Source organism: Sphingomonas sp. QA11, assembly GCF_028473665.1.
GTDB classification, from domain to species: domain Bacteria; phylum Pseudomonadota; class Alphaproteobacteria; order Sphingomonadales; family Sphingomonadaceae; genus Sphingomonas; species Sphingomonas phytovorans.
In genome coordinates, this window is sequence record NZ_CP098774.1 from 3594791 (window position 1) to 3621698 (window position 26908).

At 66.0% G+C, this 26908-nt stretch carries 19 protein-coding genes; 14 read left to right on the top strand and 5 right to left on the bottom strand.

Going from position 1 to position 26908, the window contains the following annotated elements:
• Nucleotides 1–41: 41 nt before the first annotated feature.
• The 14 genes from NDN01_RS16665 to NDN01_RS16730 all read left to right on the top strand — a co-directional run bounded on the left by NDN01_RS16665 (nucleotide 42) and on the right by NDN01_RS16730 (nucleotide 21562).
• Nucleotides 42–4280, top strand: coding sequence for a contractile injection system tape measure protein (locus NDN01_RS16665; RefSeq protein ID WP_272622872.1), 4239 nt, complete (start codon nucleotides 42–44; stop codon nucleotides 4278–4280).
• A 7-nt stretch (nucleotides 4281–4287) separates the two neighbouring features.
• Nucleotides 4288–5640 (top strand): ATP-binding protein, encoded by a 1353-nt coding sequence (locus NDN01_RS16670; protein WP_272622873.1) that lies wholly within the window; start codon nucleotides 4288–4290, stop codon nucleotides 5638–5640.
• 172 nt (nucleotides 5641–5812) lie between these two features.
• Nucleotides 5813–6388 carry a DUF4255 domain-containing protein gene (locus NDN01_RS16675; protein ID WP_272622874.1) on the top strand — a complete coding sequence of 192 codons (576 nt, stop codon included), beginning with the start codon at nucleotides 5813–5815 and terminating at the stop codon, nucleotides 6386–6388.
• Nucleotides 6385–7629 carry a hypothetical protein gene (locus NDN01_RS16680; RefSeq protein WP_272622875.1) on the top strand — a complete coding sequence of 415 codons (1245 nt, stop codon included), beginning with the start codon at nucleotides 6385–6387 and terminating at the stop codon, nucleotides 7627–7629. The genes NDN01_RS16675 and NDN01_RS16680 overlap by 4 nt, the downstream gene beginning before the upstream one ends.
• A gap of 43 nt (nucleotides 7630–7672) precedes the next feature.
• Nucleotides 7673–9475: a phage tail sheath family protein gene (locus tag NDN01_RS16685; RefSeq protein ID WP_272622876.1), complete on the top strand. Its 1803-nt coding sequence runs from the start codon at nucleotides 7673–7675 to the stop codon at nucleotides 9473–9475.
• Between the two features lie 66 nt (nucleotides 9476–9541).
• Nucleotides 9542–9997 (top strand): phage tail protein, encoded by a 456-nt coding sequence (locus tag NDN01_RS16690; protein ID WP_272622877.1) that lies wholly within the window; start codon nucleotides 9542–9544, stop codon nucleotides 9995–9997.
• Nucleotides 9997–10524 (top strand): phage tail protein, encoded by a 528-nt coding sequence (locus NDN01_RS16695; protein ID WP_272622878.1) that lies wholly within the window; start codon nucleotides 9997–9999, stop codon nucleotides 10522–10524. Before NDN01_RS16690 ends, NDN01_RS16695 begins: the two co-directional genes overlap by 1 nt.
• Nucleotides 10525–10535: 11 nt before the next feature.
• Nucleotides 10536–10739: a DUF5908 family protein gene (locus NDN01_RS16700; RefSeq protein WP_272622879.1), complete on the top strand. Its 204-nt coding sequence runs from the start codon at nucleotides 10536–10538 to the stop codon at nucleotides 10737–10739.
• Nucleotide 10740: 1 nt separating this feature from the next.
• A complete protein-coding gene (locus NDN01_RS16705) occupies nucleotides 10741–11451 on the top strand; it encodes a CIS tube protein (protein WP_272622880.1) in 711 nt (236 codons plus the stop codon).
• Nucleotides 11448–13247: a type VI secretion system tip protein VgrG gene (gene vgrG, locus NDN01_RS16710; RefSeq protein ID WP_272622881.1), complete on the top strand. Its 1800-nt coding sequence runs from the start codon at nucleotides 11448–11450 to the stop codon at nucleotides 13245–13247. Before NDN01_RS16705 ends, vgrG begins: the two co-directional genes overlap by 4 nt.
• Nucleotides 13248–13269: 22 nt before the next feature.
• The gene (locus NDN01_RS16715) at nucleotides 13270–13569 is read left to right on the top strand and encodes a PAAR domain-containing protein (protein ID WP_272622882.1); all 300 of its coding nucleotides are present in this window, start codon (nucleotides 13270–13272) and stop codon (nucleotides 13567–13569) included.
• A gap of 3 nt (nucleotides 13570–13572) precedes the next feature.
• Complete coding sequence (locus tag NDN01_RS16720) at nucleotides 13573–14007, top strand: GPW/gp25 family protein (RefSeq protein ID WP_272622883.1); 435 nt, start codon at nucleotides 13573–13575, stop codon at nucleotides 14005–14007.
• 11 nt (nucleotides 14008–14018) lie between these two features.
• Complete coding sequence (locus NDN01_RS16725) at nucleotides 14019–18152, top strand: hypothetical protein (protein ID WP_272622884.1); 4134 nt, start codon at nucleotides 14019–14021, stop codon at nucleotides 18150–18152.
• The gene (locus NDN01_RS16730) at nucleotides 18149–21562 is read left to right on the top strand and encodes a glycoside hydrolase domain-containing protein (RefSeq protein WP_272622885.1); all 3414 of its coding nucleotides are present in this window, start codon (nucleotides 18149–18151) and stop codon (nucleotides 21560–21562) included. The genes NDN01_RS16725 and NDN01_RS16730 overlap by 4 nt, the downstream gene beginning before the upstream one ends.
• A 36-nt stretch (nucleotides 21563–21598) precedes the next feature.
• On the opposite strand, the gene NDN01_RS16735 is transcribed toward NDN01_RS16730, so the two are convergent.
• From NDN01_RS16735 to NDN01_RS16755, 5 genes are read right to left on the bottom strand one after another with little or no spacing between them, the layout of a single operon-like run.
• Nucleotides 21599–22213, bottom strand: coding sequence for a TetR/AcrR family transcriptional regulator (locus NDN01_RS16735; protein ID WP_272622886.1), 615 nt, complete (start codon nucleotides 22211–22213; stop codon nucleotides 21599–21601).
• Nucleotides 22214–22225: 12 nt separating this feature from the next.
• Complete coding sequence (locus NDN01_RS16740; protein ID WP_272622887.1) at nucleotides 22226–23344, bottom strand: hypothetical protein; 1119 nt, start codon at nucleotides 23342–23344, stop codon at nucleotides 22226–22228.
• On the bottom strand, nucleotides 23341–24483 hold the full coding sequence (locus NDN01_RS16745) for a DSD1 family PLP-dependent enzyme (protein ID WP_272622888.1): 1143 nt from the start codon (nucleotides 24481–24483) through the stop codon (nucleotides 23341–23343). Before NDN01_RS16745 ends, NDN01_RS16740 begins: the two co-directional genes overlap by 4 nt.
• On the bottom strand, nucleotides 24483–25736 hold the full coding sequence (locus NDN01_RS16750; protein WP_272622889.1) for a D-arabinono-1,4-lactone oxidase: 1254 nt from the start codon (nucleotides 25734–25736) through the stop codon (nucleotides 24483–24485). Before NDN01_RS16750 ends, NDN01_RS16745 begins: the two co-directional genes overlap by 1 nt.
• Nucleotides 25733–26902 carry an SO2930 family diheme c-type cytochrome gene (locus NDN01_RS16755; protein ID WP_272622890.1) on the bottom strand — a complete coding sequence of 390 codons (1170 nt, stop codon included), beginning with the start codon at nucleotides 26900–26902 and terminating at the stop codon, nucleotides 25733–25735. Before NDN01_RS16755 ends, NDN01_RS16750 begins: the two co-directional genes overlap by 4 nt.
• Between the last annotated feature and the right edge of the window lie 6 nt (nucleotides 26903–26908).

Consider the following 26908-nt stretch of genomic DNA (forward strand, 5'->3'; position numbering starts at 1 on the left):
TCCGTGCCGCCGCGTTCCCGAACCGCGTCGGAATAGCCGCCATGCCGCCGCGACCGCATCACGTCGAACGCCTGACCCTCGACATCGACCTCGCCGGCCTCGGCTCAGCGTTGACCTTGCGCGCGCGCGCCGAAGAGATGTCGCGCACGCTCTTTCCCACCGCGCTCGAACGAATCCTCGATTCGCTCGTCCCCGCCGACCTCCTCCTCAGGCTCGATCGGATCGACCTCGATCTCGGCAGCATTGCCGCTGAGCGGATGGAAGAAGAGGTCAGCGCTGCGCTGGAACACGCCCTGACCGAGGCCATCGGCAATGCCGTCGCTGCGGCGCGGCACGCCGCCGACGACGCCCCCGGCGCGACGATGGAAAAGGCCAGGCTCGAGGATTTCGATACCTATCTCCTCCATGGTGCGCCCCGGTTCCACAGCGCGGCCGACCCGTTCGATCCGGCCGGCTCGCTCAGGCAGCTGATCGCCGAACGGCCCGGAGCGTTGGTGGCAACGCTGCGCCGGCTCGCCCGATATCGCCACGCCCTCGAACGGCTCGTTCTGCAGGCGGCGGCCGACGATCTGCGGGCCCTGCTGACCATCCTCGCACCGGCCGATGTCGCCGTCATCCTCACCTATCATACCGATTTGCGACGATTGTATCTGCAAACGCCAGCGCCGCTCGCCGAGCCTGTGCTACGTCGCGCCCTCTGGGTGCTCACACTCGAATTCCTGCTGCGCGACGCGGGGACCCAGTCGAATCGCCGCGCCTTTGTCGATCATCTGATCCAGGGCATCGCCGTGGCTGAAGGCATCGCCTATCCGGTGTTGCTTGGGTTGCTGCGCGAAGCGCTGCACCGGACCCGGCGACAACGGCCGATCACAGGGTCGCTGCCCGGGGTGATCGAGGATCTCTTCGCGCGCCGCGGCGATGATGCCGCCACCGATACCCTGTCCGACGCGCCCATGGCGGCCCAGCCAGCGGCCGGAACCGAAACCCGCGATCTTGAAACCCTGCTCGCTCGGCTGCGCGCGGCGGTCGGTAATCCAGTCGCGCTGGAAGCGCTGGTGCGTGGCTTGACCGCGCGAGCCTTCGCCTGGCTGGTCGAACGGCTCGAACCGGCGCATGCCGCGCTGATCATCGCCTATGTCCACGGCCTGACCCTGCTGCACCACGAGGCCGCGCTGCTGGCGCTGTCGGACGCCGGCTTCGAACGCCAGGTGCGGCTGCTTGTCCTCCGCTATCTGCTGCGCGACGCAGGAACGCAGTTCAACCGGCGGAGCTGGCTGCGCCGCCTGCTGCGCGGCCTGGCCGCGGCCGGAGGCGTTTCCTATGCCTTCCTGCTGGAAACCCTGGTGGGCACGCTTGCCATCCTTCGTCAGCCGGCCGGATCGCTTCCCCTGGCGGTGGCGGATCTCGCCGCCGACCTGCCACCCGTCGCCCCGGGCGACCAGCCGGCAGCCGATCCCGACAAGGTCGCGATGCTGCTTTCCGGCCTGCGACGTCACGGACAGGATCAGGCCGCCACCGCAACATTGCTCCAGGGACTTTCGGCGAGCGATTTCCGGCGCCTGGTGGAACGCCTGCGCCCAGGTCACGCGGCAGCGATCCTGGCCGATCTCGATGACCTCGCCAAGGTGCAGCGCGGGCGATCCCTGTTCGGCCTCTCCGATACGGCGTTCGAGCAGCAACTCAGGCGACTGGCCTTGCGGTCGCTGCTGGCCGAACCGCCCCCCCCTTTCCATCGCCTTGCCTGGCTCAGACAGCTCCTGCGTAACCTGGCACCGGCCATCGACACGGATCATGCCCGGCTGCTCGCCTCACTGGCAGAGGCCGGATCGACGTTGGCCCGCGACTCGATCCTCGCGCGGGCGCTCTCGCAGAGCAAGCCGGTGGCCGTTCCAACCACCGCTGAAACCGTGGCCGGGACAACGGGGGACCCAACCGCCCTCGCGCGGCAGCTGTCGCAGGCCGATGGCGCCGGCAAGCTGGGCCTGCTCCGTTGGCTCGCCGGGGACATCGGGTTGTTGCGGCGGGTTGTCGCGATATCGGACGATACCGTGCTGGTCGCGGCACTTGGCGCCTTTGGCCGCGCTCATGCCGCCGTCATCGAGCCCGACCTAGCCTTGCTGCTGCGCTGGCATTCGGCCGCGCCGCAGGTGCGCCTCGACGCCGACAGGTTCCGCCACCTGATCTGGACGCTGGCCCTCGCGACCCTGGCGCGGGGCAATGGTCGCCTTGACCAGCCCGGCATGCGGCGCGCGCTGATCGCGGGACTGGCCCGCCACGACGGCATCGCGATTCGCGAAATCGGAGAATGGCGATCGCTGGCAGCCATCACAACCGCCGGCCCTGTCGCGGGGACCACCGCCACCAACGCGCCAGCTGAGATGCCGGCAGATCAGTTGCTGCGCTTTGCCGAGCATTTCCTGCGCACCGGCCAGCCGCTTGCGCTCGGACCACGCCTGCCGGAAGCGGCGAATCGCGACCCAGATGGCTTCGCCGCGCTGCTCCACCGTCTCACAACCGCTGCGTCAGGAGAAACGCGTGTCCTGATCGACCGCCTGCTGACCTGGATGCTGCCCGAAGAGATACTGGAAGCCCTGCAGCCGGATCTGGTCGACCGTGCGGCGACCATCGCCGGACATCTGGCCGACAGGCCGGGCGGAACCATGACGGACGCGTGGACGCGGATCCTCGATGCAGTTCTCCTGGGCAAGGACCCCGAGTTGATCCACCCGCCGGGTGCGCCCGGCGAGCGCCAAGATCGGCTCGCGCTGCTCACTCACTGGCTCGACCAAGGCACGCTGCCATGGTGGGCACCGCCAGAGGCACGGATCGCTACATGGCTCGGCGATCTGGCCGGAGAAACCGTTGCCGTCCTGCGGAAACTGTTCGACGATCCCGACCCGGAACTGGTCTCGGCCCGCCTGCGCCGCATCCTTGCCCATATGAAGCCGGCCGACGGTGCGACGCTGCTCCAACGCCTGGCGCCATGGGCCTTCGCATCGTCCGGACCGCTCGCCGCTCTGTCGGCCGGTCTCAACGGCCGCGCGCTTGAGGATCTGCGCATCCGCGCCGCCGTCGCGGCGATGGCCGGCGCGGCGCTCGATATGGCGCGCCTCGCCCGCCCCGTGCCGATGCCCCCCGATCTTGAAACGACGCCGCCCACGCCTCCCGGCCGCCGGGATCGATCGATCCTGTTCGCCTGGCTTTCCGGCGCCGGGCCCGCCGACCCGCCCACGCTGGCTCGCCTGTTGAGGCTGCTCGCGGACATGGCCGATCGTGGTGATCCGGCGCTCGATACCGTCCTGCGCGACGGACTGGCGCGCCCGGAAGCGAGGGCACGCTGGGCCGCGGCCATGCCGGGCGAGATCCTCGCCCGTATCGTGCACCGGATCGCACCGGCCCGGGCGCGTTTCGTCCTCGACCTGACGGCAATACTCGCAACGGCGCGGCGACAGGCCGCGCCATCGGGCGCGTCGGACAATGGCGAGCAACTATGGTCACTCGTCCTCACCATCCTGGCGGAACGGGAGACTCCCGCGCCCCGCGTCATCGCCGCCCGGATGATTGCCGCGATCGCGAAGGATGTACCGGACAGTGCGCCGCGAGTGCGCGCCCAGGCGACCCTGGTTGCACGCCAGGGCGGGCACGCGAATATCGTTGCGGCGCTGCAACGGGACAAGGCGACCGAAACGTCCCGCCCTCCCGCCCGGGCGGAACAACAAGCGGAACGACGGATGGAACCTGATCCGCCGCCGCCAATGGAGACGGGTGCGATGTCATATGTGCGGAATGCCGGGCTGGTGTTGTTCAACCCGTTCCTGCCGCTCTTCTTCGAGCGCCTCGGGGTCCTGACTGCCGGCACCGACGGGATTGCCCGCATCACCGGCATCGAGTCCATCTCGCGCGCCGTCCATCTGCTGCAATATCTCGTCGATGAACGGTGCGACCGGCCCGAGCCCGACCTCATTCTCAACAAGCTGCTGTGCGGCGCGGACTCGGCGGCGCCGGTGGCGCGATCGATCGTGCCCGACGCCGGCGATCGGGCGATCTGCGACGAGATGGTCAGGGCGATGATCGGCAACTGGCCGATCGTTCGCAACACGTCTCCTGCGGGCCTGCGGGAGACCTTCCTGCAACGCGACGGGCGTCTCCGCCGGGAGGAAGATCGCTGGACGCTGGATGTCGAACGCAAGACGGTCGACGTGCTGACTGACCAGATTCCGTGGAATCGCGCCGTCCTCTATCATCGCTGGATGCCCCAGCCCCTGCACGTGAACTGGTGAGATCGCCATGACCAAGGCACCGTCCGACCACGACGCCATCGAACGCGAACTGGCCTGGTTCCAGCGCGTGATGACCCGACGCTTCGCCGCCTATCGCGACGCGGCTGACATCGCCGTCACCGATATGCCGAAGCCACCCGGCCTGACGCACGCGAAGGGCCCCTATGCGCAGCTGCTCCGCGACATGGCGCTTGACCCACGCGAGCGCCTGGTCCTGATGCTCGCGCTGGTGCCGCACCTCGCGCCGGAAGTGCTCGATCCTTTCCTGCTGCAGAATCAGGCTACCGGCCGACGGTTCAGCGAGTTTGGCGGCGTCACCGACCAGTCGCATGCGGGCTTTCTGCCCACCGTCGAAACCGCGCTCTTCCTTATTGCCGGGACCGACCTGCCGGAACGGATTCGCGCCCGGGACCTGTTCGCGCCCGAGCACAAGCTGTTGCTGGAAGGTGTACTGGCGATCGATCAGCGAAACCCCAACGAGCCGCCCGCCGCGGCGCCGTTGCGGCTGTCGCGCGAATATCTGGAACGGCTGCTGACCGGGAAGGAGTATATCTTCCCGCCCGGCGAGGGCTTTCCCGCGGAGCGAATCACGACCCCGCTCGACTGGGACGATCTGGTCATCGATTCAGCAACGCGGGCGCAGATCGAGATGATCGGCAGCTGGGTTCGCCATTCTCATACCCTGCTGGACGATTGGGGTCTGGGCGGTAGGTTGAAGCCGGGATATCGCAGCCTCTTCTACGGCGGCCCGGGCACCGGCAAGACACTCACCGCAAGCCTGCTGGGCAAGCACCATGGCGTACCCGTCTATCGAGTCGATCTGTCGCGCGTGGTCTCCAAATGGATCGGCGAGACCGAGAAGAATCTCGCGGGCCTGTTCGACCAGGCGCAGCATCGCAACTGGATCCTGTTCTTCGACGAGGCCGAGGCCCTGTTCGGCCGCCGCACCGATGCAAGCAGCGCCAACGATCGCGCGGCCAACCAGCAGATCGCCTATCTGCTGCAACGACTCGAGGATTTTCCGGGACTGGTGATCCTGTCGACCAATGTGCGCAGCCACATGGATGAAGCTTTTGCCCGCCGTTTCCAGTCCGCCATCCTGTTCCCGATGCCCGACATGCCGTCGCGGCTGCGTCTCTGGCGCGACATGTTCGGCACCGGGCGCTTCGAAGTCTCGACGGAAGTGGACTTCAATGCACTGGCAAACAAATATGAATTAGCCGGTGGAGCAATAGTCAATGTCCTGCGCCACGCCTGCCTGCTCGCAGTTGAACGATCACCGCAGACAATCGAACTGGCCGACATCATGAGCGGAGTCCGTGAAGAGCTTCGCAAGGAAGGACATTATCTCGGAAGCTGATCGAGCTTTTTCGATATCTCATTGCATCGCATGACATATCCTGCCTGTTGGATTGGCACCCCGTCGCATCGCTGAATGTCGGCGGGAATCACACAGATTCGGTTGCTTCTCTCGCTTGCGCACCTGCCTTGGAGGTGTAAAAAATCAGTTGATGTCGAGCATACGCGGAGTCTTGGAAGTCATCCGCAGGCTTGCCAACGAGTATATGCAAAATCTCGATCGACGTGGGGACGATTGGGTTTCGCTCACCAGTACCGTTTATCATGATGGCTCGGTCAACGACTCGACCAGAGACAAGGTCGTGATGACTCTTTATAATATAACACGCGAGAACATTATTAGTTCTTACTCGTCCGCAAAGGCCGGAGCTGATGCCTACGCCATCGTTCAACCGCCCATCTATATAGATCTGCACCTTGTTTTCATGGCAAACTTCGCAGCACATAATTATTCGGATGGATTGTCTGCCATTTCGCGCATCATTTCCTTCTTCCAGCAGAATCCGTGGTTCACGCAGGCTAACGCACCCGAACTACCCATCGAGATCGACAAGATAACCTTCGAGATGTCCAGCCTTGATCCTGTCGAAGTCAATTATGTCATGGGCATGCTCGGCACCAAATACCTGCCAAGCGTGTTCTACAAGTTGCGGATGCTCCCCTTCGCGTCGACAGCGATGCGGGCGCGGACCTATCCCGTCGCCGGTGGTGGCATTTCGGAAGAACCAGACGCGGGCGCTTCGCTATGAGCATAGCGGGGGCATCGCGATCGTTCACCTATGCGCCGCCGAAATCGGCCAACCGGTTCAGGCGGCTGTTCAGCGTTTCCATCACGCACAATTACTATACCCAGAACGAGGGGAAGTGTCCCGATTTTCGGGTGACGCCGACATCCTCGACCAGCCAGATCCTCGCGTCGCTCGGCATGGCCTTCAAGGATGAAGGCGCCGGGTTCAGCGTCTTTTATCAGCCCCAGGACCTGCACAACATCATCGACTATCTCCGGCACGATGCCCAGGATCCGGGGGGCCGGAACGGCTTCTGGAGCAGGCTTACCTTCCTTCTCTCACTCACCAATGCGGAATTCGTCGGCGTCACGGCGCTGCCGATCCAGACCACCCAGTCGCGGGCCAACCTCTTCGGCTGCAACCTTGACGCCCACCGGCGCGACGGCGGCGGCCCTCCCGATCCGATTGCGCTCCTGTCGCAAGGCGATTTCATGGGTGCCGACGCACTTCACCCGGTGGTCGGCAACGAGCTAAATCTGACGGTGCCGCCCGGAACCCACCGTGTGATCGTGACCGATATTTCAGGTGCGGTCGTCATTCCCGCGCCCGGAACCGAACCGGCGGCGCTCGCCTCGACCGGCATCGACGCCCCGAAGCGTGTATCGGTCGATCTCAGCGACCTGCCCTATGATCTCTACACAATCTCGCTTCAGGGCAAGGACGGGGATCCGATCAAGGCGCCCACTTATCCGCGCGAGGTTCTCTATGTCCCGTCCGACGGCGAGAGCATGGTGCTGCTTGACATGCTGTTCACGCAACCGACGCGGGAGAGTGGCGGAATCTATCCGATTCCGTCGCTATTCGAATCGGATCCGCCGCTTGGCGCCATCATCGAGCAGGCCTATCGGCTGCCGTTCGACGCACGTCATACCTATTGGCAATATTACATCGTCTCCCAGGTTCCCGGGTCGCGCCTGAACGATCTGCGCATCGACGGATCGAATGCGCGGTTCAAGCAGGATCCGAAACCGGTGCTGTTGCCGGACGGTTCCGCCGCGATCCTGTTCAGGACCAGCGATCTGTTGCCGCTCCGCCAGAAATCCGGGCAGCGATTTCATCTCACCGGCCAGCGACGCGATGCGAGCGGCCAGAACAACGCGATCCTCGTGGCGCCGCTGCCGGTGGCGCCCGGGACGCCCGTCTGGCCCGGCCCTGTTGGTGAGAGCACGACAGGTACCTCGGAAATGTTTGTTTATGTCTGACCCGGCGACTTCGGCCGCCTAACCGCAAGAGGAAAGCAACGTCATGGCAACGAGCCTCAAGAAAGACCGGAAGACACCGGGCGTTTACGTCACCGAATTCGCGGCTTTCCCTCCTTCGATCGTCGGGGTCGCCACCGCGGTCCCGATCTTCGTCGGCTATACCGAGACCGCCAAGAACCCCTCGAACAACAAACAGATGTACATGCAGGCCGTGGAGATCAGTTCCATGGCCGATTATTACAGCTATTTCGGCTATGGGTTCGATACCAAGGGCATCGTCGGCGCGGGCACCGACACCGTGTATGATTTCGAAGCGGGTTCTTCGAACGGCGAGACGACCACCGTGAAGAACTATGTCGTCGGAACGACCGAGGACGGCACCCACAAGATCTCGTTCGCCGCACAGTTCAACCTCTATTCCGCGATGCAATTGTTCTACGCCAATGGCGGCGGAAATTGCTTCGTCGTCTCGGTCGGCAATTACTGGGGCACGCAGAGCGTAACGCCGGGCGGCACGGTGACCCCCGTGGACCAGAAGACGCTGCAGTCCGGCCTCGCCGTCGCCGCCGACACGCGGGGGCCGACGATGGTCGTGGTTCCCGACGCGTGCCTGCTGGTGAAGGTCAAGGAAGACGGCACTTACGACGCCAGCGGCTATGCCGCCGTGGCGGTCGACATGCTCAACCAGGCGGGCAAGCAGCAGGACCGCGTGGCGATCCTCGACCTGCCCGGCGCGCTCATCCCGGAGAACTGGAACTATGCCGGCATGCAGGAGCAGGCGAACGCGCTCTACACCTCGATCGCGCCGGCTGCGGCCAATTTCAGCTATGGCGCGTCTTACGGCCCGGCGCTCGAATCCTCGCTCCTCACCAGCAACGACGTTCTCTACACCAGCCTGACGGGCGCGACCGACAGCATCACCACCATGAACAATCTGCTGACGACTCAGCTGCTCGGCCTTTATCCGCCGACGGTCGACGAGACGGACAACACCAAGACCGATTATTCAGCCGATTTCGTGAATATCGCGGCCCGCATCGCCGCCGCCTTCCCGGTGGCGAAGACAGATATCACCGCGACCCCCGACACGGTGCCGGCGGATATCACCGGCACGACCGGCACGACCGACAAGCTGTTCGTATCGATGCCGGACGACGCGACCTACACGGCCCCCACCGACGCGGCGGGCATCAAGTCGCTCGACCAGTATCTGCTCAACGCCGTGCCGCTGCTCGGCAACATCCAGCAGATCCTCGCCGACAAGCTCAACGTCGTGCCGCCGAGCGGCGTGATGGCCGGTATCTGGACCCAGAACGATGCGCAGCGCGGTGTATGGAACGCGCCGGCCAATTTCTCCCTCAACGAAATCACCGCGCCCAAGGTGCTGCTCACCGACGATCAGCAAGGCGGCTTCAACGCGCCGCTCAACGGCAATGCGATCGACGTGCTGCGCGCGATGGTCAATCGCGGCACGGTCGTCTGGGGTGCGCGCACACTTGACGGCAACAGTCTCGACTATCGCTATATCCAGGTGCGCCGGACGCTCAACTATATCGAGCAGTCGATCAAGCAGGCGCTCCAGCAGTTCGTCTTCGCGGCCAATGACGGCGTCACCTGGGCAACCGTCACGGCGACGATCTCGAACTTCCTCACCGGCCTCTGGCAAGCCGGCGGCCTGATGGGCGACAAGGCGAGCGACGCCTTCACCGTCCAGTGCGGCGTCCCGCAGACGATGAGCGGGCTCGACGTGCTCAACGGCTACATGATCGTCAACGTCACCGTGCAGATGATCCATCCGGCCGAGTTCATCGAGCTGACCTTCACCCAGACGATGCAGGGCGTCTGATCGCGGCCAGGCGCGACACGCACTTTATCCAACCATTCCAAATGACACGCCAAATAACAGGAGTTCATGATGGCAGGCGAAGTAGAAGACGCAGTATGGCCACTTCCGAAATTCTATTTCTCGGTCGCTGGCTTTCCCACCGGCACGGTCAGCTTCCAGGAAGTGACCGGCCTAAGCACCGAGAATACGCCGATCGAATATCGGCATGGTGACAGCCCGAGCTTCTATCCGATCAAGATGCCCGGCCTCGGCAAGGTCGGCAACGTGACGATGCGCAAGGGCATCTTCATCAACGACACGACGCTGTGGACCTGGTTCGATTCGATTAAGCTCAACACGATCGCGCGCCAGACCGTGGTGATCAGCCTGCTCGACGAGACCGCCGCGCCGAAGATGGTCTGGACCCTCAACAACTCCTTCCCGATCAAGGTCACCGGCACCGACCTAAAGTCGGAAGGCAATGAGGTTGCGGTAGAGAGCATCGACATCGCCTTCGAGACGATGGTCGTCTCGGCGCCGTAATGGTCACCGGCGTCTATATCCCGCCACCCGCCTTTTCCTTTACCGTGGCGGTGGCGGGAAGCGGCACGGCGCTGCAATTGTTGAGCGGCGCCGATGCCAGCTTCCAGGAAGTATCGGGGGTCGACGCCAAGATCGAGGTCGAGACGGTGATCGAGGGCGGCGAGAACCGCTTCGCGCACCAGCTTCCGGGGGTCACCAAATCCCCCAATCTCGTATTGCGGCGCGGTTATGTCACTGCGCCGTCCTTCCTTGCGGAATGGGCGGCGCAGACGGTCGGATCGACGTTGAACGAGCCGATCCTGACCCAGACGATCGTCGTCATGCTGCTTGGGCCGAACCGCATCCCGCTGGTTGCCTGGACCTTCGACCGCGCCTGGCCGGTGCGCTGGGTCACCGGCCCGTTCGATTCGAAGAAGAACGACGTGCTGACTGAAGTGCTCGAATTTTCCTACTCGACCGTCACGCGCATGCCGCTGAACGAGGCGGTGAGCATGGTGCCGGCGGTGTCGGCGCTGATCGGTTACTGAAAGGGCACGACATGCCGTTGCATATCAGTGAGATAGGGGTCCGCATGGCAGTGCGCGATCCCGGCGAGGCGCCACCCACCGGGGGCTCGGGCGGCGGCGGGAGCGGATGTGGCGCATCGTCCTCCGGGTCCATGACCGGCCCCCAGCGGGAGGCGCTGGTGGAGGATTGCGTGCGCGCTGTACTGCGCAGCCTGAGCCTGCGCGAGACGCGCTGAAATGACATCGGGCAGCCTAGAGCGCATGGTCGTCACGGCCTATTCCGACGCGCAATATAACAGCCAGACCGGGCTGCCCTTCACGGTGTGGATCAACCCGGCCAGCTACACGCACGATTTCACGATCTGCTATGCTGATCGTCAGGCACCGGGCAGCAACGGCCCCTCGCCCGAGTATAATCGCGTCGGGCAGGAAAGCATTTCGTTCGACCTGGTCTTCGACGCCACCGGCGTCATCCCCCCGCCGATACCCGGCACGCCCTTGCCGACCGATGGCGTGGCGGGGCTGATCGACAGTTTCATCAAGCTGGTCGCGACCGTCAACGGCGTCATCCACCGGCCGAACTACATCAAGCTTTCCTGGGCTCAGCTTCAGTTCCAGTGCGTGCTGAGCAAGCTGAAGATCACCTATACCCTGTTCAAGCCGAACGGCACGCCGATCCGGGCCAAGGTTGCGGCGACCTTCATGTCCTTCGCCAGCGAGAAGCAACTGGCCGCCGAGGCCAATATGACCTCGCCCGACCTGAGCCATCTCGTCACCGTGGTGGCTGGCGACACGCTTCCCGATCTGTGTCACCGTATCTACGGCACCAGCACCTATTATCTGAAGGTCGCGGCATTCAACGGCCTGCTCGGCTTCCGCCGGCTCGAGCCGGGCATGCAACTGGTGTTCCCTCCGCTCAAGGGTGCGAGCACGGAGACGGGAACATGACCGCGCCCTCCCCCACCCAAACCGCCGGCGCGCTGGTCGCCACCACCATCACGGCGGACGGCAAGGCACTCGACAGCGCTTATCAGGTCGTCTCGATCGACATCTGGACCGGGGTCAACAAGCTGCCCCAGTGCCGCGTGGTGATCTCCGACGGGAGCCCGTCCGAGGCGACCTTCCCGATCAGCGAGACCGATGCGCTGATCCCGGGCAAGCCGCTGACGATCGCGCTCGGCTATGATTCGAGCGAGACCCTGGTCTTTTCCGGCACCATCTATCGCCAGGGCCTTCAGGTCACCCAGGACGGCCCCTCCCGCCTCGTCGTCGATGCGACCGACAAGGCGATGGCGATGACGCTCGCGCGCAACAACGCCATCTTCGAGAAAATGACCGACAGCGACGTCATCAAGAAACTGATCGGCGCGGCCGGGCTGAAGGCGACCGTCACCACGACCTCGCCGGTCCAGCCGTCGATCGTCCAATATTACGCGTCGGACTGGGATCTGATGCTGATCCGCGCCCAGTTGAACGGCATGGTCGTGATCGTGTCGTCCGGCGAGGCAACGGTGGCGCCGCCCGATACCAGCAAGGCGCCGGTACTCAGCCTCACCTATGGCGAATCGATCCTCGATTTCCGCGCCGCCATGGACGCGTCGACTCAATATACCGCCGGCGCGATCCAGAGCTTCGCCTGGGATCCGGCGACGCAGGCACTCGCGACATCGGGTCAGGCAAGCGCCAGCGTGACCACGCCGGGCAACATCTCGTCGGACCAGCTCGCCAAGGTGTTCGGCATCTCGACCTATCCGCAACAGACCGCGGGCACGCTCGAAAAGGCCGATCTTACCGACTGGTCCTCGGCCGAGCTGCTCAAGGCGAGGCTCGCCAAGATCCGCGGCGAGATCCGCTTCCAGGGCAACGCGCTGGCCAAGACCGGATGCATGGTCACCCTCGCCGGGCTGGGTGCCCGGTTCAACGGCGACGCCTATGTCTCGGCGGTCCATCAACATGTCGCCGAGGGCCTGTGGATGACGACGGTGGAGATCGGCCTCTCCCCGCAATGGTTCGCCGCCACCGCACCCGAGGTCGCGGCGCCCGGAGCCGCCGGCCTGTTGCCGCCGGTCGTCAATCTGCAGACCGGAATCGTGATGAAGATCGACGGCGATCCGGACGGCGAGTTCCGCGTCCAGGTCAAGCTGCCGTTGCTCCAGGCGGGGGACCTGGGCGTCTGGGCGCGGCTGGGAAGCTTCTATGCCTCGAACCAGATTGGCGCCGAATTCTACCCCGAGATCAACGACGAAGTGGTCGTTGCCTTCATGAATGGCGATCCCCGTTTCCCGGTCATCGTCGGCAGCCTGTACAGCAAGAAGAATCCTCCCCCGATCGCGCCCGAGGCGAAGAACAACCAGAAGGCGATCGTCACAAGGGGCAAGCTGCGCATCGATTTCTTCGAGGATCTCCCCGCGGTCGAGGTCTCCACCCCCGCCAAGCAGAGCATCCGGCTGGACGACAAGGCGAAGACGGTGACGATCAAGGACATGCACGACAACAGCATCACGATGGAGGCCGGCGGCATCACCATCGCCAGTGCCGCCAAGCTCACCCTCACCGCCAAGACCGACGTCGCGATCACCGCGCAGGGCAAGGTCTCGATCAAGGGAACCTCCGGCGTCGAGATTGCGGGCCTCACCATCAAGGCCAATGCCGACACCAGTTTCGCCGCCCAGGGCTCGGCCGAGGCCAAGCTGACGTCGAGCGGCATGGTCACCGTCCAGGGCGGCCTGGTGAAGATCAATTGACCCAGCGCGAGGAAACCACGCCATGCCCCCCGCCGCGCGCGTGACCGATTTCCATGCCTGCCCGATGGTGACGCCGGGCGTGCCGCCGATTCCGCATGTCGGCGGGCCGGTCACCGGCCCCGGCATGCCGAACGTGCTGATCGGCGGGCTTCCCGCGGCGTGCCTCGGCGATCTCTGCGTCTGTGTCGGACCGCCCGATTCAATCGTGAAGGGATCGGCCACGGTGCAGATCGGCGGCCGGCCGGCGGCGCGGATGGGGGACAGCACGGCCCATGGCGGCTCCATCGTGATCGGCATGCCGACCGTGATGATCGGGGGCTAGGCGATGGCCGACGAAATCTCGATCTCCCAGAGCTTCCTCGGCACCGGCTGGACCTTTCCGCCCACTTTCGATCGTCAGCTCGCTTCGGTGGAGATGTCGAGCGACGTCGAGAACATCAAGGAGTGCCTATGGGTGCTGTTCTCGACGGCATTGGGCGAGCGGATCATGGCAGCCACCTATGGCACCGGCCTGCGCCTCAAAGTCTTCGATTCGCTGACCGAGACGCTCGCCAACGACATCCGCTCGCTGGTCGCCAAGGCCATTCTCGACTGGGAACCGCGGATCGACGTGGGGCGGATCGACATCGAGGAAGTCTCCCCCCTGAACGGCGAACTCGCGATCTCGATCGATTTCATCGTCCGCCGCACGAACGCGCGCAGCAACCTGGTCTTTCCGTTCTATCTGAACGAGGCCACGCTTGCGCCGCCACCGATGTGAGGTGACGGGCGATGACCGCGCTGGATGACGTTCGTGCCCTGAACGACGCGCCGAGCCAGCGCGATCGCCAGCGCGCGGCACCGGCGCCCGCGCGGGTCGAGGTCGACGGACGCAGCCTGGCCGACCTGCTCGCCTTTGCCGGCGAATATGGTGCTCTCATCACCTTCTACGACCTCACCAACCAGCCCGATGGCGACTGGTCGGTCTTCTTCCTGAGCGATCCAGCCATCGCGCAGGCGCGCTATGCCAGCCTCGATCTCGACGAGATCCGCGCCACGTTCGACCAGATCCTGGTCGACCTGCGTGCCGCGGAGGGCGCCGAAGAGCGCATCGATTCCCTGCGCCCCGCGCTCGTCGCGATCTTGCGGCTGATCCGGATCCTCACCCGGAGCAAGGCGGATTACGCCAATCTCCAGCCGGCGCTGGCCGCGCTGGCGGGCTCGGACCGCCGCGATATCCTCGCCGCCCCGGCGCGCAGCCTGGCGACGCATCTCGGCGGCAGCGCGCCCGAAGACGCGGTACGCCTCAATTCCGGCGGATGGTTTCCTACCTTTCTCGATCGCCTCGAGGATCTGTTCTCCACGATCCTCACGGCGCTCGGGCAAGGGCGCGATGCCGCGCTGCGCGCGATGGAAAGGTCCTTCGAGGACCCGTCGCATGCGCCGCAATCCGGCCTCTATGATGCCTTTGCCAGGCTGTTCCAGCACGCGCAGAACGCGATCAACCACTTCCCCGCGCGGCTGATCGACTTCTACCAGTCCGACATCCTGCGCCAGACCGGCCGGGCTGGCACGCCCGACACGGTGTGCCTTACCTTCACCCCCGCAAAGGGCGTGACTCATGTCGAATTGCCGCACGACACAAAATTCCTCGCCGGGACCGACGCTGACGGCGAGGAGATCGCCTATGCGCTCGACGCCGCCTTCACCGTGGATCTCGCGTCCATCGCGGCGCTGCGCACGCTGACCGTGACCTCGGACATGGCCGCCGTGGGAACCTCTCATCTTCCCGCGCAGGTTCTGACCGGCGTCGTCGCCCTGTCGGAAAAAGCGCCGGCGATCGCCACGCCCTTCCCGTTGTTCGGTGCAACCCATCCCGGCACCTCCGGAGTCCTGACGACGACCAAGGCTACCCTCGGCTTCGCCGTCGCCAGCCCGACGCTGATGCTCGCCGGCGGAACCCGCGCGGTCACCCTCGCGCTGAAGATGGCGCCGGACAGCCTGACGGCAGTGAACGAGATACTCAAGGGCATCGCCGCAACCACCGGCATCCTGGCGGAGGACGCCTTCATCCAGCTGATGCAGACAGCGTTCGCCCTGCGCTATTCGACGGCGGGCGGCTGGATCGATATCGCCCGGTATCAGGTCTCCCCGCCCGGCGACGATTATCCGCTGTTCACCCTGTCGTTCGTGCTCGACACCGATGCCGATCCGCTGGTCGCGCTCTCCACCCAGCCGGCCGCGACCGACGCCGTGCCGCCAGCCGCCGACAGTGCCGTCCCCGACATGAACGTGCCGACGCTGGTCGCCGACCTGCTACAGGAACCGGTGACGCTGAAAGGGCCTTGCGGAAACATCACCGTCTATCCCTATTCGCTCCTCGCGACGATGCGGCTCTCGACGCTAGCGATCGACGTCGAGGTGGTCGGCCTTACCGATCTCCAGGCGTCGACGCCGACCGGGCCGATCGATACCAGCCAGCCCTTCCTGGTCTTCGGATCGCCCCCGGTCCAGGAGGCGACGCTGCAGATCGCCGCGCCGGAACTGTTCATCAAGCCGGTGGACAGTTTCGAGCTGACGATCGAATGGTTCGGCCTGCCGGTGACCAGCACCGGCTTCCGAGGCTATTACAAGGCCTATGTCATCGACGCCGATGGCAAGACGGTGCCGCCGGGAACCCAGTTCGACAATCAAAGCTTCAGGGCGAAGCTCGACGTCTTCAACCCCGGCCTGTGGCAGACGTCCGATCCGGCGCATTATCTGTTCCAGACCGGCGGACGCGTTCCGGTTCCGATCGTCGACGCCAGTATCGATCCCACCACAGAGCTGGTCGCGACGGTCGAGCCCCGCACCCCGCCCCCCTATTACGATCCGACCCTGAGCACGGTGTGCCTGTGCCTCAGCCAGCCCAAGACCGCCTTTGGCGACGTACTCTACGCGCCGAACGTGATGGCGGCATCGGTGCGGTTGACCGCGGCGGCATCGGCCTGCGCGCAGCAATGCGGGCAACCGGACAAGACCCATCCCGTCATCACGCATCTCGCGCCGATCATCGCGGCGAACGGCACCGCACCGGATGCGAGCCTGGAACCGTCGGTCCGCGCGGCGATCCAGCGCGCGGTCGCCAATCTGGACGGTGCCGCGCTCGAAGCGATCGAGGACGAGATCGCGGCGAACGACGCCGATCCGGCAACCAAGGCTGACTGGCGCGCCAGCCTCTCATCGGCGCTCGGGGATGTCGACACGGCCGGCTTCCTCCGGCGGCTTCGCCGTATCTGGCAACCGACACCCGACGTCGCCAGCGTGCACGCCAGCCTCGACTCGTGGCTGGCGCAGAATGCGTCGACCATCGCCACGCCGACGCCCGCGCGGCTCGACAGCGCCCGCGCCTTGATCGATGCCGCATCGGGCGCGCTCGACGTGCAGGCCAGGGCAGCGGGCCGGCCAGCGGCGGTCGCCCGGCCCGTCACGGCGGCCGGCCTGCGCGACGTGCAGACCAGGCTCGCCTCCACGGATAGCAGCGATTGCATCGACAAGTGCATGAAGGGCACCGACCTGCTCGGCTTTCCCAACCAGCCCTGGCTGCCGATGGCGGCGAGCATCCAGGTCACCTACACCGCAACCACAGCCATACCGGCTCCCGTCACGACCAATGGACCTGACGACGCCGCGCCGCCCGCGACGCTGTTCCACCTGCTACCCTTCGACGGCGTGGAGCCGGTGCGATGGCAGACAGACGGGACAGTGCCGCTGCTCACCCCGATAGACCCCGCGGACGCCCTGGAAATCGGCCTGTCCGACCCGGCCGAAACCTTGACCCTCTTGTTCCAGCTCGCGCCGCCGGCGGGTGGCTGGCCAACCGATACGCCGCCTGTCGTCTGGGCGCAGGGTCATGGAATAGACGGTCATGGCGGCACGCGCTGGCCGCCGCTGACGCCCTTGCGGGACACCACGAACAATCTGCGCAATTCGGGCATCGTCAGCCTAGCCCTTTCCGAAGCGCATGCCGCGCAGCCCTGGTTGCGGGTGAGCGTGCCCAGTCACCCGACCGCCTTCCCGAAACTCGCGGGGCTGGTGACCAACGCGGCAATGGCGACATGGGTCGGCCCGGGCGGTGGCGCGCGCCTGGGCGATCCCCTGCCCGCCGGAACGATCGCGAAAACCGTCACGCCCCTGCCCGATCTCGGCTCGATCGACCAGCCGATGCCGTCGACCGGCGGCGCGCCGGCGGAGATCGGCGCCGGCTTCGAACTCTGGCTGGCCGAACGGCTGCGCCACAAGGATCGCGGCATCCAGGGCTGGGACTATTCCCGCCTCGCGCTCGCGGCGTTTCCGTCACTGTGGCAGGTCGCGGTCGTACCGGCGAGCGACGGCGGCATCGCCCCCGTGCCGGGCAATGTCTGGGTCATTCCCGTCCCCGGGCCGCAGACGCCGGCCATTTTCGATCCGACGATCCCCGCCTGCGACGCGACCACGCTCAATGCGATCGCGACCTATCTCGGCCAACGGATCAGCCCGTTCATCCAGCTATGGGTGACCAATCCGCCCTATCTCCGGCTGCGCGTCGTCGCGGACCTGGTGTTCACCGACGACGATACGGTCGAGGCCAACAAGGAACGACTGAACCAGGAACTGATCCAGTATCTGTCGCCCTGGCCCTCCCCCGCGCTGCCGCCCCGGCCCGACGACTATTATACGCGCAACGAAGTGGCGCATTTCGTCCGTCACCGGCCTTATGTCCGTGCCATCCGGGCGCTTGAACTGGTGCGGGAATCGCCGATAGGCCTGCTCGGCGGCTTCTATTACCTGACCTCGGCCTCCGCCCACACCATCAGGGGCAAGGCGCAGCCGAGCGTCGAGCCGGCGCTTCCACCCAAACTGGCGCTGACGTCCCGGCCCGCCATGATCTCCGGACGCACCGGATGAGCGCCGAGCCGATACCTATCGTGCTCGCCACCGATGGCGACCCCGTTGGGCTCGATTATGCCGCGCTGCTCACCCAGGGCACGGCGCTGGTCCAGCGGCTGACCGGACAGATCTGGACCAACTACAACTGGTCCGACCCGGGCGTCACGATCCTCCAGCAGCTCTGCTACGCGCTCACCGAACTGTCCTATCGTTCCGATTTCGCGGTGGCAGACCTGCTCTGCGCGCCCGAGACGGGGCGGATCGCGCTTGACCGGCAGGCGCTCTATCCCGCCCGCGAGATCATGCCGGTCAATCCGGTGACGACGGACGATCTTCGCCGCCTGATCATCGATCGCGTGCCCGAAATCGGCAATGCGTGGTTCACCATGGTCCCGCCCGGCGAGGCGAAAGGGGTTTCCGGGCTTTATCGCATCGCGGTGCTGGTGCCGGGCCTCGATCCCGGCTGCGAGGATCACGGCCCAGATCCCGACTCGGTCAGGGTCGAGGTGCTCGATTGCTACACGGCGAATCGCGCCCTGTGCGAGGATGTGCAGGACGCGGTGGTTCTCCGACCGCTCCGCGCCCGGGTGCGGGCTGACATCCAGCTCGACGACAATAGCGATCCCGATACCGTGCTCGCCGACCTGCTGTTCGAGCTCGGACTCGCTTTGTCACCCGAACCGAAGCGACAGTCGCTCGACGCGTTGCGCCTGGCCGGTCTCACCACGGCGCATATCTTCAACGGGCCGCTGATGCTGCGCGGCTTCATCGGCGAAGGCGAGTTGACCGCTCTGCCCTCGACGGTCCCAGTCGAATATCTGCTTGAGATCATGGCTGAGGTGCGCGGCGTGCTTTCGGTCGACAGCCTGTCGGTACAGGTTGGCGAGCAGGTCTTCACCGGCAAGGACATCATCCATGTCCCGGATGGCCATATCCTCCGCCTGCAGGACGAAGCGGCCATTGCCGGCCGCGACATCCGGCTGCGGCACGGCACCAGTATCTGCCGCACCAATCCAGTCACCGTCACGCGCAAGCTCGCCCGTGCCTGGGCCGACCAGCGCCGCACCTATGACCTCGCCATCGACTATGCGCAGGACTATCCCCCGCCCACCGGCCATGGCTGGGATCTGGCGACCTATAGCTCGGTGCAGAATCAGTTCCCGGCGGTCTATGGTATCGGCGGCTACGGCCTGCCGCCGGAATCGTCGCCGCAACGTCAGGCCCAGGCCCGGCAACTCAAGGGTTATCTGATGGTCTTCGACCAGCTGATGGCCGATTTCTTCGCCCAGCTCGCTTTCGTCCGCCACCTCTTCTCGATCACGGCAGGCGGCGGACGGACCTATGTCAGCCAGTCGCTGCGCGGCATCGTGCCGAATGTCGAACCGCTGCTCGAGCCGGGCTATGAGGTCAGTCTCCAGCGGCTGATCGCCGACGGCGACCCCGTCGTGGCACGACAGGGCTCGATCCTCGATTTCCTGCTCTCGCTCTATGCCGAGGCGATCACCCCGCCGGCGGACTCGGCGTGCGGCATCGTCGAGCTTGAACCGGGTACGGCGCTGATCGAGGCGAAACGGACGATGCTCGCCAGGATGGTGCCCGCCACCCGGGATCGCGGGCGGGGTTTCGACTATCGCGCGGGCCACGACGCGGCACGGACGGCGGATCTCTTTATCCGCTGCCGGGTCGATCTTGCGCTGCTCGATGCCGCCAGCCGGGCCGATGGCCCGGAATTGGTGACCGATCCGGCGCAGGCCAGTTTCGGCCGCCTGCTGCCCGCTGCCCTGGGGGAGGTGGTGGCGCAGACCTTCCTGCCGGTCGAGACCGCCGATCACCCGCGCGATCCGGGCGACCATGACGGGCAATCGCCACTGGCGGGCGAAACGGTCGCGGCGGCGCTGATGCCGGCACTCGCCGATCCGACGCGCTACAGCGTCGGGGCACTACCCGGCCGCGGACCGGTCTATCTGGTGTGCCGCGATCTCGAAGACGGATGCTGGCTGCTGGGCGAGTTGCGCGATGTCGCGGAAGCGGTCGCCATGACGGCGCGGCTGGTGCGCGCCGCGAGCGTCGACCTGCGGCGATTCTACATCGTTGAATGGACACTGCTCCGCTACGCGCTGGAATATCACCACCACCACCACCACCACCACCATCATCATCATCACTATGGAGAAGAGGCGACGCAGGAACAGCCGCCGGACTACAGCTTCCGCATCACCGCGGTGATGCCGGTCGATGAGCCCGATGCCGACGGTGGCTGGTGCGACCAGGCCCGCGAGATCGTCCGGGACAACATGCCTGCACACATCGTCGTCCAGGATCTCTTCCTCCACCATCGCCACATGCGCCATTTCCGGCGTCTTCACTACGCCTGGATCGAGGCACTCCGCGACGGACAGTGCGAACGTCGTGCCAAGGCAAGCTGGCATCTCGAACGCTTCCTGCAGCGCCATCTGCCGCCGGTCCTCCCACCTCCCCCTCCGCCACCTCCGCCACCTCCGCCGCCACCTCCGCCGCCACCTCCGCCGTCGCCACCTCCTCCGCCAGCGCCAGCGCCGGTACCCACTCCTCCAGCGCCGGCCCCTTCGCCGGAGCCTGCACCCGTCCCGCCTCCGGCCCCTCCACCGGAACCGCCGCCGGAGCCGGAGCCAGCGCCTCCACCCGATCCGGCGCCAGCGCCGAATCCGCCGCTGACGCTTACCTTGCCGGGAACCGTGGAAGCGGCGCCTGCCGGGGCGACGGGATTCGACACCGACACCAAGCTGACGGCAAGCAGCGCAAGCGCCTTCGCCGCCGCCGGTTTCCGCTTCGCGATCCGCTATCTGACGCGCGACGCGCCTGAAGCCGATACCGACCTGACGCGGTCGGAAGCGCTGGATATCCTCGACGCCGGCCTGACGCTGATGGCGGTCCAGCATGTCGCCCCGTCGGGCTGGGTACCGAGCGCAAGCCTTGGCGCCGAATATGGCGCTTATGCAGCGGCCAATGCCCGGTCAGTCGGCCTGCCGTACGGCGTCAGCGTCTGGCTCGATCTGGAGGGCGTGGCGGAGGGCACGCCGACGATCGACGTGATCGCCTATTGCAACGCCTGGTACGATCCGGTGGCGGCAGCGGGCTATGTCCCCGGGCTTTATGTCGGGGCCAACGCCGGCCTCGACGGTTTCCAGCTTTTCGCCGGCTCGCGTTTCGAACGCTATTGGCAATCGGGCAGCGACGTGCCCGAGGTAGCGATGCGTGGCTATTGCCTGGTGCAGAGCATCGATGGCGCCACGCTCGACGGCGTGGCCTATGACAGCGACATCGTGCAGGCGGACAAATTCAAGGACCTGCCCTTCTGGCTCGCGCCGGCGATCCTCTCGGCTGAAACGCCAGCGGCACCTTCCGGCGAGGCGCCCCCGCCGCCAGCGGACGACGACCCGACCGGATGATCCAGCCCGGCGGCCCGTCCATCCGCCCTGCGCTTCCTACAGATCGTTTCTCAACAGGCGCGCCACGCTCTTCAGCACGGTTCCCTCGGACACGCGGGTTTCTTCCTGGAGCATTTCGTCGGCCGCGAAACCAAGCTCGACCGACAGCCTCAGGCGCTGCCAGAGTTCGTCGCGGTCCATGTCGGGAAGGTAGCGCGTATAGGCCTCGACCAGCTTGTCGGTGACATAGCGATGCGATTCGAGCCGGACATGGATCAGCCGCGGTGACGCATGGAGCGCGCGCAATATCCACACAGCGCCGGGTTCCGACTGGGTGACCCGCGCCGTTTCGCGGAGCAGTTCCTCGATCCCGTCGCGCAGCGCATCGAGGCCCTGGTCGGCATGCCGCGCGATCCAGTCCTCGAGCGCAACGTTCTGCCGCGCCATCAACCGCCGGCCGAGCGCCTCCAGCACCGCATATTTATCCTCGAAATAGCGGTAGAGCGCTGGCGGCGTGACGCCGGCGCGGGCGCAGATCATGTTGGTGGAGATGCGATCGACACCCACCTCGGCAAGCAGCGCGCCGGCGACGTCGAGCAGCAATTCATATGTCTGCTGCGCGCGCCCCTGCTTGGGGTGGCTGCGCCCGGGTGCTGCCGACGCGGCGGTCACTATCTGGTCTCCTCACGATCGACGCGGTGTGCCGGCGCCGAGCAGCACCGCAACCCCTATGACGGCGCAGCCTGTACCGAACCACAGCACCGGCGTCACGTCGTTCCCGCCGACCAGCATGCTCGCAAACAGCGGGCCAAGGCTCGATCCGGTCAGTTGCGCCCCGCCGATCAGCAACGCCGTCCGCCGGCTCGGGTCGGCAGCGATCACGACGGGAATCTGAAACGGCAGGGCGAACAGCCAGAGAAAGCCGAAAACCGCCGTCGCCGCGACGAAGACAACGGGCGACGGCGGCGCCGCCATGATCGCCAGGAGCGCCAGATTGACGAGGCCGATCAGGATGATCGTCCCACGCGCCGGCAAGCGGCCCGCGAGCAAGGTCGCCGCCCCGGCGCCGAGCACCTGCATCGCCAGCGACAGCGGTGCGATCATATGGATCAGGGCCGACGGGATACCGCGATCGAGCGCGAGCGGCTCGACATAGACCCACACCGACACGATGAAGGCGAGGTAGAGCACCACCCCCGCCAGCGCGACGATCCCCCTTGTCGGCAACGGACCGGAAGGCTCGTCATGCGCTTCGACCGGCGCGAAATGCCTGGGGATGAACGGCACGGCGAGCAATCCGGCCAGCGTGACGATGCCAAGCCACATGAACCCCGGCCCCGCGCCAGCTTCGATGACATAGAGCCCGAACACGCTGGCCAGCCCGAACTGGGCAAGCGTCTGCATGGCAAGGTAGAAGCCCGACCATCGCTCCGGTGCGCGGGTGCGGATGATGAAGCCGATCGCGATCCAGATCAGCACCCCCTCGCCGATCCCCGCGCCGATCCGCGCCGCGAAGATCGCCCCGGTGCCGAGCATCGGCGTCAGCAGGTCGAAGCCGCCGGTCGCAACCAGCGCGATCACGGCGATCGGGCGCAGGCGCGTTATAGGCAGAGCGAAGCCAGCCCCGCCCGCGGCGATTCCCATCGCCAGCAGTTCCACCGTCGCCAGCATGCCGAGCGCGTTGGACGTCAGCCGCCCCTCAAGCGCCAGCGCGCCAAGCAGTTGCGGCTGGAGACCCGGTATGAGCACACCGATCACGCCGACGATCAGGATCGCAGCGACGTGATCGGCCCGGAAGGTCACCGGGCGCGGCCTCGGGCGCTGACCGGCCACATCGCGACAAGCGTGTCGCCCTTCACGACATGGTAGAAATCATAGAGGTTCACCGTCGGGTCGCAATGCGGCACCGTCAGGCTGACCGGGTCGCCCGGTCCGAGGCGCAGCCCGATATCCGGCGCGATCAGGGCGGCATGTTCGTCGCCCATGAACATGAACATCGTGTCGGGCGCAGCGCCGCGCTGAACCTGCGCCACGCCACCATCGGTGGACAGCGACTTGAACCCGGCGTCGATCGTGACCAGCGCCGAATGGTTGGCGCTCGCCACCCGTGCATCGACCGCGAGAGACGTCTCGAACGGCGATGCCGGCCCGTCGGCCAGGTCGCAATCGAGATACTGCTTGTCCATGAACACATAGGAACCGGCCTGCAACTCGGTGAAGACCCCAAGCTCAAGATCGATATGATGCGTTCCCGTACCCGAGCCGGTGACGATCTCCGGCTGGTACCCCTTGTCGGTCAGCGCGGCGATGACCGAGCGCAGATAGTCGGTGCGCTCGATAATGGCGGCGCGGCGGGCGGCGTAATTCTCGATATGCTGCTGCAGCCCGCAATAATATTGGACGCCCCGGAGGGTGATGCTGGCCACACCCGCGATCGCCTCCGCCAGCGCCACCGCATCTTCCGGCGAGGCGACGCCGGTACGACGGATGCCGGGATCGATGTCGATCACGACATCGAGCATCGCGCCCTCGGCCGCGAGCGCCGCCTGGAGCCGTGCAACCATCCGTGGGTTGTCGATCGCGGCGATCAGGCCGGGGGACCGCTTCGCCAGCGTGGCCAGCCGCGCGACCGCCGCCGGCGCGGTGACCGGCGAAGTGATCAGCAGGCCGGCGATGCCGCCGTCAGCCAGCACTTCCGCCTCGCCGATCTTCGCGCAGCACAGGCCGACCGCGCCCGCCTCGATCTGGCGCCTGGCGATATCGACGCTCTTGTGAGTCTTGGCATGGGGTCGGAGCGCCACGCCGCGCTCCGCGGCACGCGCGGCCATATAGGCGATGTTGCGGTCGAGGGCCTCGATATCGAGCACAAGCACCGGCGTGTTGAGCGCGGCGCGGGAGCCCTGCTGCCCGATCAGATGTTCGTGAAGCGTTCGATCGTCCATCAGGAAAACAGCGCCTCCAAATGCGCGTTGAGGAACTTGCCCTGCGGGTCGGCAGCACGGCGCACCGTGCGATACCGTTCCGCCATTGGGTAAAGGCTGTCGACATCGTCCCGCGAGAGCGTGTGCCGCTTGGCCCAGTGCGGCCTGCCGCCATGCGCGCGGAAGATCTCCTCGGCATCGGCGAACAGATCGCGCCACGGCATCGCCGCATATTGATGCATCGAAATCGCCGCGACGGGGCCCCGATTCATCGGGCTCATCCAGATATCGTCCCCGGCAACCACGCGATATTCGAACGGGAAGGACACCGGCAACCGCCGACGCCGGATCCAGGCGACCACTTCGTCGAGCGCCTCCATCCCCGTCGCGCGGGGCATCTCATATTCCATTTCCTCGAACCGGATCGTCCGGTCCGACGGGAAGATGGTGTGGGCGGGTCCACGGCGACGGCCGTCAAAGCCGGTCTTCATCATCAGCCGCTGGAGAACCGGCACCAGCGGCGGCGCGAACGCACCGATCTTGAGCAGCCGTCGAAACGCGGTTTCCTCCATGTCGGTGGTGGAGGGCGGTGGATCGCACGGATCGGTCATCTCGAGCGTCTTGAGGATCACGTCGTCGGCATGGGGGAAGAACCAGAATTCGACATGGCGATGCCGTTCGACAAGCGAGTCATAGCTTTCGCGCACCTCAGCCCAGCTTTTCTTCTCGATCCTCTCGGTCAGATGAAAAGCGGGGATCACCTCGACCTCGATCTCGGTGGCGATCCCGAACAGGCCGAGCGATAGGCGCTGCGCCTGGAACAGATCGGGATTGGTGGTGGCGTCGCACCATGTCGCCGCGCCGTCGGGCCCGATCAGCCGGAAACCACGCGCAAAGGTGGCGAGATTACCGAGATCGCGACCGGTGCCATGAGTGCCCGTCGCCATCGCTCCGGCGAGCGACTGCGGATTCACGTCGCCCTGGTTGGCCAGCGCAAGGCCTTCCTCCCACAAGGCAGCCGTCAGCCGTTTCAGGCTCCAGCCGGCCGGCGCCCGCGCCGTCCTCCGGTCGGGCGCGACGGTGAGGGTCGCGGCCATGTCCTCCAGGCAGACGATCAGTTCGTCCGACTGGCAGAGCGGCATGAAGGAATGGCCGGCCCCGGTCGCGCGTACCTTCGCCGCCGCCCGTACCGCCGCCGCCAGCTCGTCCTCGGTCTTCGGGCGCAGCACCGGGGCCGATGCCACCACGCTGCCCGACCAGTTGGTCCAGCTCATCGCGCCCCCGCTTCGGCCGGCCCGTCATCCTCGGTGCAGGCGCCTTTCAGCCCGGTGATATAGCGAACGATCAGGTCCACGCCCTCCTTGTGCTCCAGGTCGCGGCCCAGCTCAGGCATCATCACGCCGGGATCGATGCTGGCCAGACGGTAGGGCAGGATCGAGGTCTCGGGGTGGCCGGGCACGACGTCGAAGGGCCGGTCGCCCGTCCCGCGACCGGCGGCGACCGGCGGCTTGCACATGCCGAGCAGGCGCGGGTCCTGCGTCTTCGCGTCGAGCCACAGGCCGGAGGTGCGGGCCGCGCCCACCGCATTATGGCAATGGCTGCAATTGATATCGAGATACGCGCGCGCTTGCGCCACCGGGCCGGCGCCCTTGTCCTGCCAGTCGGCGTTGCGCGGCACATCCTTGTCAGGAACACCCGTCAGATATCCCATCGCCACCAGCCGCCGAAGCTGGTTGATCTCGCCACCTTCGCCCGGGAAAGCGCGATTGAGGTGACGCGCCTTCAGTCCGATCGGCTCGATCGCGCGAGTCCGATAGTCCTGGGCGTGGCAGCCGGCGCACTGGTTCTGGTTGGGCACGCTATAGTCGAACCGGGTCCGGCTCGCGCCGTCGACAAAGGTCAGCGGAACATCGGCACCGGTCCGTTCAAGCGTCGCATCGGTGCCGTCCGCATTCCATACATAGGGCAATGCCACCCAGCCGCCAGCGCGCCGCACCAGCAGGCGAGTCTCGATCAGTCGCACATGCGCAAGGTCCAGGCCGTCGACGCCCGACTGGTAGCTGGCCGGCGTCATCTTCAGCACCTCGCCGCTGGTCTGCGGCTTCCCGGCACCGGCCGGCGTCGTGTAGTAGAAGGTCTTGGTGACGATCGTCCCGACCGGAAAGTCGAACGCCCCGTCCGGACGATAAGTGGCATGAACGCCCTTCGGCATCCACACCGTCCGCCATTTCTGCGCATAGTCGCTGAACAGCGGTGTCTGCAGCTCATAGGTCACCATGCCGGGGTGCGGCGTGATCCGTCCCCCGGACACGGTGAACAGCCCCCAGCCCGACAACGTCGCCGGATTGTCCTCTGCGTGGAAGGTGACGGTCGCCGGAACGCGGGCGCACGACGCCGTCAGCAGGGCCGCGGCCAGCGCGACCGCGAGATGCCACCTCATGACGCT